We start from the raw sequence: 11984 nt of genomic DNA, 5'->3' as shown, positions 1-11984 counted from the left end.
TATACTTAAGTAAATGGATAATGTCTAATGATTATAAACATAAGGAGAGAATGTAGAAATGAAAATAACAGTAGCGGGAGTAGGTTATGTTGGCCTGTCAAATGCTGTGCTTCTGGCCCAGCATAACGAAGTTACAGCACTTGATATAATTCAAGAAAAGGTTGATATGATCAACAATAGGAAATCTCCCATTATAGATAAGGAGATAGAAGAATATCTTGCAAATAAAAAGCTTAATTTAACCGCAACAACGGATAATTACAAGGCGTATAAGGATGCGGAGTATGTTATCATCTCTACACCAACCAATTATGATCCTGAAAAGGACTATTTTAATACTAGGACTGTTGAGGCTGTTATTGCAAATGTATTATCCATCAATCCAGATGCAATAATGGTTATAAAATCCACTGTGCCGGTGGGCTATACAGAAAAGATAAAGAAGAAGTTTGAAACGGAAAACATTATTTTCTCACCTGAATTTTTAAGAGAGGGTAAGGCACTATATGATAATTTATATCCTTCAAGGATTGTTGTAGGTGAGCAGTCGGAGAGGGCAAGGAAGTTTGCAGATCTACTCGCTGAGGGGGCTATAAAGAAGGACATCCCCATTTTATTCACCAATCCAACCGAAGCTGAAGCTATTAAGCTGTTTGCAAATACCTATCTTGCCATGAGGGTTGCCTATTTTAATGAGCTTGATACCTATGCAGAGATAAGGGGACTAGATACAAAGCAGATCATTGAAGGGGTATGTCTTGATCCACGTATTGGGAATCACTACAATAATCCATCCTTTGGCTATGGGGGATACTGTCTGCCTAAGGATACTAAGCAGCTGCTGGCCAATTATAAAGATGTACCAAATAATATTATAGGTGCAATAGTTGATGCTAATAGGACTAGAAAAGACCATATAGCCAATATGATCTTAAAGCGAAATCCAAAGGTTGTGGGTATATATAGACTGACTATGAAGACAAATTCCGATAATTTCAGGCAGTCATCTATTCAGGGTGTCATGAAACGTATCAAGGCAAAGGGTATAGAGGTAGTGGTATATGAGCCTACACTAGAAGAGGATAGCTTCTACAATTCCAGGGTTATAAGGGATTTGGACGAGTTTAAGCAGATCAGTGATGTAATCGTTGCAAATAGGATGGCTGATGATATAAAGGATGTAGAGGACAAGGTATATACCAGGGATCTTTACTGTAGGGACTAGGTATTCTCTGGGTGCTGTTTACCAATGGTAAGAAGTAGGGTCAAATTGCCTGAATAAATAGTAAAGGGTGAATTTATGATCTATTATAGTAAAGAAGATTTGATAATACGATCTATAAATGAACAGGATATAGAAGATTTTCCTAATGCATTTAAGAAACAAGGATGGATTAAACCTGCAAGTCAATTCAGAAAATACTATAATCAGCAGGAAGCCGGAGAAAGATGGGTTATTGTAGCAGAAAAAGATGGAGAGGTTGCAGGATATGTAACATTAGTTTCTCAAGCAAACGAAGGTCCTTTTGCCAATAAGGGAATTCCGGAGATCATAGATTTTAATGTATTGATCAAATATCAGCGGTTGGGGATAGGTAGTTTGATGCTGGATATAGTAGAAAATATTGCAAGGGAAAAAAGTGAGTATGTTTCATTGGGAGTTGGATTACACTCTGGATATGGCCAAGCACAAAGACTGTATGTTAAGAGGGGATATATTCCTGATGGTACAGGTGTATGGTATGCTGGAGAGCAACTTAAGCAATATGTACCGACAATGAACGATGATAGTTTAAACGTATATATGCTAAAAAAGCTATAATTGAGATAAAGGAAATAAAAAAGGCTAGTGAATTTCGATAGTATTTCACTAGCTTTTTTTGGTATACCAAGAGCGTCCAATTGAAGAATGTTTCAATAAGTCAATAATTAGGGGAAAGTTATGTATGGATGATAATTAGTAGTTTGTATAAATATGTCTCACTAAGTAGTTGAGTATGAATATAATAAAGTATATAATATTATAAGCTAAACTAAAAAAATATAAATATAAGAGGTTAAAAATATGGGTAAGGGGAAGAGATTCACAAAGGTTTTAGTGATAATCTTGTGTTTATTGGTCATTGTGGTAGGTGCCACGATAATATGGGCATACAATCTATTAAACAAAGTACAGCATGTACCATTGGTTGATGAGGGCAAAACAAAATCCGATGTAAAGCCTGTAGTGTTAACTCCAAAGGATCTCGGGGTAAAGGAAGATGCACCAAAGCCAAAGGTGACAGGCGTAGTAAATGTATTGTTATTTGGTTTAGATGGTAGGGAAGAAGGTCAAAAATCCAGATCCGACTCCATAATGATAGCCACCCTTGATGGAAAGCACAAAAACATAAAGCTTACATCCCTCATGCGTGATATGTATGTGCCCATACCAGAGAGGGAAGATAATCGTATAAATGCAGCCTACGCATTTGGTGGGCCAGCCCTTGCCATACGTACTGTAAATGAAGATTTTGATATGAATATAGAAAAATATGTAACTGTAGATTTTTTCAGCCTTGAAAAGGTGATAGACAAACTAGGTGGAGTGGAGATAGAGATAAAGGACTATGAGATAAACCATTTAAACGGATTGATACAAGGGTTAAATGGCCTTAATAAAAATGAGAATAAGGCGGCTCTTATAGAGAGCCCAGGCGTACATAGATTAAACGGCAGACAGGCAGTTGCATATTCTAGGATACGGAAGGTAGGAAATGCAGATTACGAGAGGACAGATAGGCAAAGAAGGGTGCTTGAGGCATTGATAAAGGAGATGACATCTATAGAGGTATGGGAATTGCCCTCTGTATTATCTACAATACTTCCTGAGGTGGAAACCAATTTTACTGCAAATGAGCTAATGAAGCTTGGTTATACTGGACTGGAATGTGCAAATAATGGTGTAAAACAATTGAGACTGCCATATAATGACACATATACATCGGAAAGGATCCGAGGTATGTCTGTATTAGTGCCGGATCTTGAGAAAAATAAGGAGATACTACACAAGTTTATATATGAAAATGATTAAATAAGTATTATTGCAAGGAAGGGAGTAAAAAATGGACAGTCACATAATGGATTTATTAAATGGAGTAAGTAAAAACTATAATTTGGAAGGAAAAATAAAAGAGGTTATCCCTTATGTAAATGGTCATATCAATGATACATTTCGGGTGAAATTTGAAACCGATGATAATAGATGCGAAGAGTATATATTTCAAAGGATAAATGGTTATGTCTTTAAAGAGCCAGTTAAGATGATGAATAATATCAAGGAAATTACTCTTCATCTCCATTCTAAACAGGATAAAACTGACTGTGATATAATAACCTTTTTGGATAATAAAGATGGTAAAAATTATACTATTTACAAAGAAGGTTATTGGAGAATATGCCAATTCGTGGAGAATTCCATATCCTATGAGACGGTTGAGAATCCCAAGGTTTTAAGCAGTGCAGGATATGCCTTTGGACGTTTCCAGTATCTGTTATCGGATTTTCCGATGGATAGGCTGTACAACACAATACCCGATTTTCATAATACTAAAAAAAGGCTGGATGCATTTTTTGATATGGTAGAGCTTGATCCACTTGGAAGGGTAAAGGGGTTGGAAGATGAGATTGACTTTTTTAAAGAGCATCATTCCCTGGCATCAAAGCTCGTTGATATGCAGGAGAGGGGAGAACTACCCATTAGAGTGACTCATAATGATACCAAATATAATAATATACTTATGGATAGGGATACATCTGAGCCCCTTTGCGTTATAGACCTTGATACAGTGATGCCAGGCCTTACTATGTATGACTTTGGCGATGCCATACGTTTGCGCTAGAGGATGAGCAGGATCTGTCAAAGGTTAAATTGGACATGGAAAAGTATGAGGAATTTACAAAGGGCTTTATAAGCGCATGTAAGGACATACTTACAAAAAATGAGCTTGACAACATGGCACTTGGTGCTATAGTTATAACAATAGAGCTTGCATCCCGTTTTTTGGGAGATCATATAACTGGGGATAAATATTTTCGTATACATCGTGAAAATCATAATCTTGACAGGGCAAGGTGTCAGATTAGACTAGCTCAGGATATGCTCAAAAAATATGACGCTATGTGTGATATAGTAAGGAAGTATAGTTGATATGTTTGTTGCTATAATTTTGGATCATACATAAGATTTTGAAGGAGTAAGTATATGGAGTCTTTTTTAAAACAACTACTTGAGTTTTTATCAGTGGAATTTACGGTAATGCTAACGGCAGCTTTACCTGTTATAGAGCTTAGGGGGGCAATACCGGTCGGAATTGCCCTAGGATTGTCTCCGATTCATTCGACCATCCTAAGTTTTATCGGCAGTATGATACCGGTACCTATACTTTTGTTTAGTATAAGGCCACTGTTTAATTATTTAAAGAAGACCAAGCTTTTTAGAAGATTAATAGAGAAGATTACCAAGCGCTCCATTGGAAAGAGTGGCAAGATACAAAAGTATGGTTTTTGGGGTCTTATACTATTTGTTGCTATTCCTCTGCCTGGGACTGGAGTATGGAGTGGTACTTTAGCAGCTGCCCTTTTAGATATGCGATTTAAGCTGGCTTTTCCCGCCATACTAATCGGTAATACAATTGCTGCTGTCTTAATAATGCTTTTAAGCAGTGGATTTGTAAATATATTTGCCTTTTTATAGTTAATATCAGTACAAATTTGATATGATTTTTCATATAAGTATATAATATATAAATTGGACCTGCAAAAAAGCAGGTCTTTTTTTATTTCCTAATTTATACATCCTTATATAAACTTTTTAAAAACGCATTTAAATATTTTAGTTGAACATCTGATAGATTTTGGGCTACATTTAGTAGTTCTTTTTGTTCTTTGGTTAATATATCTTGTGGGTTATCCTGACTAAACAAATCATAGAGGCTTATACCAAGGACATCACATATTTTTGTTAAAGTCGAAAGTGAAACGGGTCTTAAATTGTTTTCAATTCCACTTAAATGTTCACGTGAAATTCCAACGATTTTTGCTAATTCTTCAGCAGTCATGTGTCTTTCTTTTCGAAGTTTTTTTAGTTTTTCACCTATATCCATATTACCACCTACATATCATTATTATAATGTAATCTTATAGATTACATTTCATTCATATTATATGTGTATTTAAAAGGAAATACAATGACAAATATTCGTAAACACAAAAAGGCAAATAATTTCTTATTTATTGTGATTGTTTTTATCACTTAATTATTGACTAATGTGATACTATATGGTACAATGCTTATTGTGGATGGGGGGATATTAATGTTCAGAATTAAAGAATTAAGAAAACAATGTGGTATGACCCAATTACAATTAGCTCAAAAAATTGGTATATCGAGAGAATATTTATCTGCAGTTGAAAATGGACACAAATATCCATCTATGGCATTACTAATTAAAATATCAGATATACTAGACACATCTGTAAGAGACTTATTGGAGGATAAACTTGCTTAATATTAACTATTTAATTATAACAAAGTTTTAATAAAAATAGTTAGAGGGGGTGATATAACCCTAATTACATGCATATATTTATTTATATACCCTGATGAATTTTTGTCAATAAAAAATATTTTTAAGAAGAGGGGAATTAATATGAAAAGGTTTTTGGCATTGTTATTAAGCTTAACTATGATATTGTTATTTGTAGCAGGGTGTTCTAGTGATAACGATTCGGGCCAAACAGATACTACAAATCCATCTAAAGAAGCTAGTGATAAAGAAGCTGTAATTAAAGTATGGTGTTGGGATCCAAATTTTAATATTTATGCAATGGATGAAGCGGCTAAGATTTATGCAAAGATAAATTCAAAGGCTAAGATTGATATTATTGAAACACCATGGGATGATGTGCAGACAAAATTAACGACAGCACTCACTTCAGGCCAAACGGGTACTTTGCCTGATATACTTCTAATGCAGGATAATGCACTTATTAAAAATGTTACAAACTATCCAGATGCATTTGTTGATTTAACAGATTCAGGGATAGACTTTTCTAAGTTTGCTGAATATAAGATAGCTCTTAGTACTGTAAAGGGCAAAAATTATGGAGTTCCTTTTGACAGTGGAGTTGTAATTAATGCATTAAGAACAGATATTTTAGAGGAAGCAGGATATAGTATTGACGATATGACGGATATTACATGGTCAGAGTATATTGATATAGGTAAAGAAGTTCTTGAAAAAACTAAAAAACCTTTGGATTCTACAACAGCAGGACAACCAGATTTATTAATGCTTATGTTGCAAAGTGCTGGTAGCTGGATGTTTGATGATAGTGGAGAGGTATTTATTAAGGATAATGATGTATTAAAAGAGATAATTGATGTTTATGTAGAACTTGTTAAGAGCGGAGTAATAGTTGAAGTAAATGATTGGGATCAATATGTTAGTTCTTTTAATAGTGGAACGGTAGCAGGTACAATAAATGGCTGCTGGATTATTGGTTCTATTGTACCGCAAACAGATCAAAAAGGTCTTTGGCAAATTACTAATATACCTAAGCTAGAAAAAGCACCTAATGCTACTAATTATAGCAATCAGGGTGGATCTAGCTGGATGGTTTTATCCAGTTCTAAAAATATAGACACAGCAATAGATTTTCTGTCTCAGACTTTTGCAGGTAGTGTAGAATTATATGAAACAATATTACCTTCATCAGGTGCCATTGCTACTTATTTACCTGCTGGTGATAGTGATGTATACTCTGAACCTCATGAATTTTTTGGTGGGCAAAAGATCTATTCGGATATTATCGATTTTGCAGCTAAGGTGCCTAAAGTAACCTATGGCATATATAACTATGAGGCGAGGGATGCTATAGGAAATGCAATTACAAAGATTATATTAGGGGCAGATAGAGATGATGCTTTGAACGAGGCAGAAGAGGCTGTAAAATTCCAGATGGGAAAATGATTATATAAACTAATGGTTCATAATGAGGGGTTGCAAATCAATACATATTATCTACATTATGTATATAACAATTTGCAACACCTCATTTAATTCAATTCATAGTTAAGATGGAGGGGTCATATTGAAGAATGCAATAAGTTTAGAAAAAAAACAAAATATTACAGGATGGGCTTTTGTATTGCCAGCAACAATTATGATCTTCATTTTTTATTTTTATCCCATCGTTAAGGCTTTTATATTATCATTGCAGACGGGTGTTGGAAAAAACATTAGGTTCACCGGATTTTCTAACTATATAAGGTTATTTTCCGATGATTTATTTAAAACTTCATTAAAAAATACCTTTATTTATATGTTACAGATTCCAATAATGTTAATATTAGCTTTGATCCTGGCAAACTTATTGAACGATGAAAATTTAAAATGTAGAAGTTTTTTTCGAACGGCAATTTTTTTACCATGTGCAACATCATTAGTATCATATTCTATTATTTTTAGATCAATGTTTGCTTTAGATGGCCTTGTAAATGCACTTTTGCTTAAGCTTAATTTTATTGATAAACCAATTAACTGGCTTGGAGATCCATGGAGAGCTAGAATAATAATCATTATAGCCCTGACATGGAGATGGACTGGTTATAATATGGTGTTTTATTTATCTGGGTTACAAAATATAAGTACATCTATTTATGATGCGGCGAAAATTGATGGTGCAGGGCCATTTACCAAGTTTTTTAAAATTACAATTCCATTATTAAGGCCCATGATTCTTTTAACAACAATTATGTCTACCAATGGCACATTACAATTATTTGATGAAACAAAAAACTTGACCAATGGTGGCCCGGCAAATGCAACTATTTCTATGTCGCAGTATATATACAGATTATCATTTGAATATTCACCTCAATTTGGTTATGCTGCTGCAGTTTCATATGTTGTGTTTATTATGGTTGCTATCTTAGCATTTATTCAAATGAAAGTAGGTGATAAGAGATGATAAAAAAACGCATAACTAATATAATTAAATATTTGTTTCTAGCTATCGTAGCGTTATTATCATTATTTCCATTATTATGGATGATGGTTTCATCTACGAATAAAAGTGTAGATGTTATTACTGGAGAGTTACTACCAGGTACTTATTTAGCTCAAAACTTTAAAATCCTTTTATCTAATACAAATTTAACTCGAGCATTTTTTAACTCATTTAAAAATGCTATTTTAGCGACTATAGCCAGTTTGATTGTATGCTCAATAGCTGGATACGGATTTGAAACATACCACAATAAGGGCAAAGATAGGTTAATGAATATTTTGCTATTATCGATGATGGTTCCTTTTGCAGCTATTATGATTCCATTATTTATGATGTTTGGAAAAGCTAATTTATTAGATACTACATTGGGATTTATTCTTCCTACTATATCAACAGCATTTTTAATATTTTTATTTCGGCAAAGTACTAGATCATTTCCCCATGATATCATTGAAGCATCAAGAATAGAAGGTCTAGGAGAATTTAAAATATTTTTTAAAATGTATATACCGATTATGCGTTCTACTTATGCAGCTGCAGCTGTAGTGACTTTTATGAGTGCATGGAATAATTATTTATGGCCGTTAGTTATTCTCCAAAAACCTGAGAGTAAAACAATGCCTCTTTTAATTGCTGATTTGACAGCTGGGTATGTTATTGATTACGGTGTTTTAATGCTAGCTGTAACTATTAGTACCTTGCCTACGATTATTATTTTTCTTTTATTACAGAAAAATTTTGCAGAAGGTATTACAGGGTCTATAAAAGAATAAGCTTTGTATAATTGATAAATTATTATTGGGGTTCTTTCTGAAATGGAAAGAACCTTTTTTGATGTATCCAGCATGGTCGGAATAGGTATAAGATTTAAATTCACTTGACATTTTATTTCATGTGATATATCATATGAAATATAGCGTACATCTTATATTACTTTTGCAGAAAGGGGAAGAGCTAAATGCAGTCTTTATCTCAAACAGTATATGACGAGCTTTTGCGCAGATTAATGGAAAATGAATTAACTCCTGGAGAAATATTGAATCGACGCGATATTGCCAAAGAATTGGGAGTAAGTGTAGCGCCTGTTTTGGAGGCAATTCTTCAATTGGAGGCAGAAGGTTTTCTAGAAAGTATTCCGCGCAAAGGAACGCAAGTACGTCTTATTAGATCTGATGACATTATTGGAAGATTAGTAATACGTGAGGCTTTAGAATGTCAGGCAGCTCGTATGTATTGTGGAAACGCAGTAAAAATAAACGAAGAAAAGTTGATACAATTAGCGCAAAAAGCAGATCATGCACTATTAGGTTCAAGACAAAATTGGGAAACAGAAATTGCATTTCATCGTGCACTAATAGCATTAACAGATTGCGCCGTTTTAATTGATGAATTTGATAAAGTTATGAAGCTAAATCTTTTCTATGCTATCAATAGATTTGTGCCCTTACATAAAGAATCAGAAATAGATAAACATGAGGAATTAGTAAAAAATCTTCAAATCAAAGATGCTGATCAAGCCGAAAAAATTATTCGTAGACACTTGTATATTGGTAAAGGATATCTAAGTTCTATCTAATATATTTTGTTATGAATATTGCAAAGACAACTGTATATAGCTTTTCTTGTTTAATACTATTACATAGGAAAGAAGGAATATAATATGTCTATTTTTAATCTAAAGGATATAAAAGGCGTTATACCTGCCCTTATTACACCTTTTGACTGTGATGAGAATGTTGATTTTGAGAAATTAAAAGGTCTTGTCAACTATTTATTAAGCCAAGGAGTAGATGGATTTTATCTCACTGGAAGTACAGGCCAGGGTATTATGATGGATACTTCAGAGCGCAAGGCAGTTGTGGAGACTGTTATAGATGAAGTAGGTGGTAAGGTGCCCATAATAGTACATGTAGGTACTATTGATACAAAACATGCTATTGAATTGGCAAAACATGCCTATGAGGCGGGAGCAGATGCTATTTCATCCATACCACCCTTTTATTATAAGTTTTCCTTTGAAGAGCTATATGGTTATTATGAAGATGTGGCACAAAGCACACCATTGCCCATGATAATTTATAGCATTCCTGCTACTACTGGAGTGAATATGGGTATAGACGCCATTAAGAAGTTATCGGGTATAGAAAATGTAAAGGGTATTAAATATACGTCTATGAATCACTATGAGATGCAAAGGATAAAGGAGCATATAGGACAGGATTTTGTAGTATATTCAGGAGCAGATGAGATGTGTGTATCAGGGCTTATGATGGGTGCTGACGGTATAATAGGTAGTTTCTATAATCTTGATCCTGAGATTTATATAGCAATATATAATGATATAAAGACAGGCGAATATCAAAAGGCCAATGAAAAGCTTAAGATAGCTAATGATGTTATAGAGGTATGTTTAAAGTATGGATGTTATCCATCTATAAGGGCAGGGCTCAGATGGATGGGGATAGATTGCGGGATAGATAGGAAGCCATTTAAGCAGTTAGATGATAATGAGCTAAAGTCCTTAAGGAAAGAGCTTAAGAGAATAAAGGATATCAAAGGGACATCAGGGATAAGATTATTAGAATTTGTGTAGAACGCTATAGTTTTTATAGTACAATGTTTTATTTTAATTGGATAATGGGGATGAATGGATTGGAAGATAATAAGATAATATATATAGATATTTCCAAAGATTATGATCGACAGTTTCTGGTGGATAAAGAGGAAGGACAATATTTGGGCCATCCAGACTCTGTACTCCTAGATGATGGAACTATATATACATTTTATCCAAAAGGCCATGGTAAGGGACCTATAGTTATGAAAAAAAGCATGGATGGCGGGAGCACATGGAGTAATAGACTAACTACTCCCGCCTCATGGAATGATAGTCAGGAGACCCCCACGATATACCTGATTGAAAAGCCAGATGGTAGAAAGAGGTTGGAACTTATAAGCGGATTGCCAAGGGATCCAGGGGGTTTTAAAACGGCCTACTCAGAGGATGGCGGGGAAACCTGGACTGAGTTCGAACACTACTTTGAAGGTTTGCATGCATTGGTAGCCCATGCCAGTCTGACCAGATTGAAAAAAACTGATGGTAGTTGGGATTACAAATGGATGGGGATATTCCATGATGATGAATATAATAATTGGAAGACATACTTATCATTTGATGAAGAAGGGAAAGAATGTTGGAGTACACCAAAACGGCTCTTAGAAGCATATGATAATATAGAGAAGTATGCTGGCCTATGCGAAATAGAGGTAATAAGGTCACCGAAAGGTGATCAACTGGCACTACTTGCAAGGGCACAGCATAAAAGGACAAATGCTATGATTGCCTTTTCAGATGATGAAGGGGTAAGCTGGACTCCACCAAGGGAGATGTGTAATTATCTTATGGGGGAGAGGCACAAGGCGGAATATGATCCCATATCAGGAAGGCTACTTATTACCTTTCGTGAGATAATACGGAGAGATAAAGAAGACTTCTATAATTGGGTGGCGGGAGACTGGTGTGCGTGGGTAGGTACATATGATGATTTAGTAAATAACAGGCCTGGGCAATACTTTATAAAGCTCATGGAAGATTTTACTCCAACGCTTAGAAGTGGGGATTGTGGCTATGCAGGTAATGTAGTATTGTCTGATGGTACATTTGTACTTACATCATATGGATATTGGGATGAAAAATATGATAAACCGTATATAATGACAGTGAGATTAAAACTTGATGAAATTGATAATGGTATTTCTATAGCTTAAGAAATCGTTATTTTAGTTCTTTCTGAAATGGAAAGAACTTTTTTTATGCGTAAATATTCCATAAAAGTGTATATTCTTCAATCTTTTATATTTACATATGATATATATTTTGAAATAATGAAGGCAGATCAGATAATGTGGGGAGAGGGTTTTGAATGGAAAAT

General features: G+C 34.4%; 14 protein-coding genes. 13 read left to right on the top strand and 1 reads right to left on the bottom strand.

What is annotated here, in order from left to right:
* Positions 1 to 58 precede the first annotated feature (58 nt).
* The 6 genes from EJN67_RS10210 (at position 59) to EJN67_RS10185 (ending at position 4735) form a co-directional block, all read left to right on the top strand.
* Positions 59 to 1225, top strand: coding sequence for a nucleotide sugar dehydrogenase (locus tag EJN67_RS10210; protein WP_129724212.1), 1167 nt, complete (start codon positions 59 to 61; stop codon positions 1223 to 1225).
* A gap of 75 nt (positions 1226 to 1300) precedes the next feature.
* The gene (locus tag EJN67_RS10205) at positions 1301 to 1822 is read left to right on the top strand and encodes a GNAT family N-acetyltransferase (protein WP_129724211.1); all 522 of its coding nucleotides are present in this window, start codon (positions 1301 to 1303) and stop codon (positions 1820 to 1822) included.
* Between the two features lie 243 nt (positions 1823 to 2065).
* Positions 2066 to 3073 carry an LCP family protein gene (locus EJN67_RS10200; RefSeq protein ID WP_129724210.1) on the top strand — a complete coding sequence of 336 codons (1008 nt, stop codon included), beginning with the start codon at positions 2066 to 2068 and terminating at the stop codon, positions 3071 to 3073.
* A gap of 31 nt (positions 3074 to 3104) precedes the next feature.
* Positions 3105 to 3881 carry a phosphotransferase enzyme family protein gene (locus tag EJN67_RS10195; RefSeq protein WP_129724209.1) on the top strand — a complete coding sequence of 259 codons (777 nt, stop codon included), beginning with the start codon at positions 3105 to 3107 and terminating at the stop codon, positions 3879 to 3881.
* Positions 3882 to 3916: 35 nt separating this feature from the next.
* Positions 3917 to 4189 (top strand): hypothetical protein, encoded by a 273-nt coding sequence (locus EJN67_RS10190; RefSeq protein ID WP_129724208.1) that lies wholly within the window; start codon positions 3917 to 3919, stop codon positions 4187 to 4189.
* 54 nt (positions 4190 to 4243) lie between these two features.
* The gene (locus tag EJN67_RS10185) at positions 4244 to 4735 is read left to right on the top strand and encodes a COG2426 family protein (protein WP_129724207.1); all 492 of its coding nucleotides are present in this window, start codon (positions 4244 to 4246) and stop codon (positions 4733 to 4735) included.
* A gap of 94 nt (positions 4736 to 4829) precedes the next feature.
* Here EJN67_RS10185 and EJN67_RS10180 read toward each other — a convergent pair whose 3' ends face one another.
* Positions 4830 to 5144, bottom strand: coding sequence for a helix-turn-helix domain-containing protein (locus tag EJN67_RS10180; protein ID WP_129724206.1), 315 nt, complete (start codon positions 5142 to 5144; stop codon positions 4830 to 4832).
* Between the two features lie 210 nt (positions 5145 to 5354).
* Between EJN67_RS10180 and EJN67_RS10175 the strand changes: the two genes are divergently transcribed.
* From EJN67_RS10175 to EJN67_RS10145, 7 genes are all read left to right on the top strand, one after another.
* Entirely contained in the window at positions 5355 to 5549 is a 195-nt protein-coding gene (locus EJN67_RS10175; RefSeq protein WP_129724205.1) for a helix-turn-helix transcriptional regulator, read from the top strand.
* Between the two features lie 141 nt (positions 5550 to 5690).
* The gene (locus EJN67_RS10170) at positions 5691 to 7013 is read left to right on the top strand and encodes an ABC transporter substrate-binding protein (RefSeq protein ID WP_129724204.1); all 1323 of its coding nucleotides are present in this window, start codon (positions 5691 to 5693) and stop codon (positions 7011 to 7013) included.
* Positions 7014 to 7134: 121 nt separating this feature from the next.
* Positions 7135 to 8013: a carbohydrate ABC transporter permease gene (locus tag EJN67_RS10165; protein ID WP_341538805.1), complete on the top strand. Its 879-nt coding sequence runs from the start codon at positions 7135 to 7137 to the stop codon at positions 8011 to 8013.
* Complete coding sequence (locus EJN67_RS10160) at positions 8010 to 8825, top strand: carbohydrate ABC transporter permease (RefSeq protein ID WP_129724203.1); 816 nt, start codon at positions 8010 to 8012, stop codon at positions 8823 to 8825. The genes EJN67_RS10165 and EJN67_RS10160 overlap by 4 nt, the downstream gene beginning before the upstream one ends.
* A 185-nt stretch (positions 8826 to 9010) precedes the next feature.
* A complete protein-coding gene (locus EJN67_RS10155; RefSeq protein ID WP_129724202.1) occupies positions 9011 to 9628 on the top strand; it encodes a GntR family transcriptional regulator in 618 nt (205 codons plus the stop codon).
* An 84-nt stretch (positions 9629 to 9712) separates the two neighbouring features.
* Positions 9713 to 10645, top strand: coding sequence for an N-acetylneuraminate lyase (locus EJN67_RS10150; protein ID WP_129724201.1), 933 nt, complete (start codon positions 9713 to 9715; stop codon positions 10643 to 10645).
* Between the two features lie 59 nt (positions 10646 to 10704).
* Positions 10705 to 11820 carry a sialidase family protein gene (locus EJN67_RS10145; protein WP_129724200.1) on the top strand — a complete coding sequence of 372 codons (1116 nt, stop codon included), beginning with the start codon at positions 10705 to 10707 and terminating at the stop codon, positions 11818 to 11820.
* Positions 11821 to 11984 lie beyond the last annotated feature (164 nt).

It is taken from the genome of Xylanivirga thermophila (assembly GCF_004138105.1).
GTDB classification, from domain to species: Bacteria; Bacillota; Clostridia; order Caldicoprobacterales; family Xylanivirgaceae; genus Xylanivirga; species Xylanivirga thermophila.
Note: the sequence above shows the minus strand (reverse complement) of the source record. Positions and strands in the feature narration are given on the sequence as shown.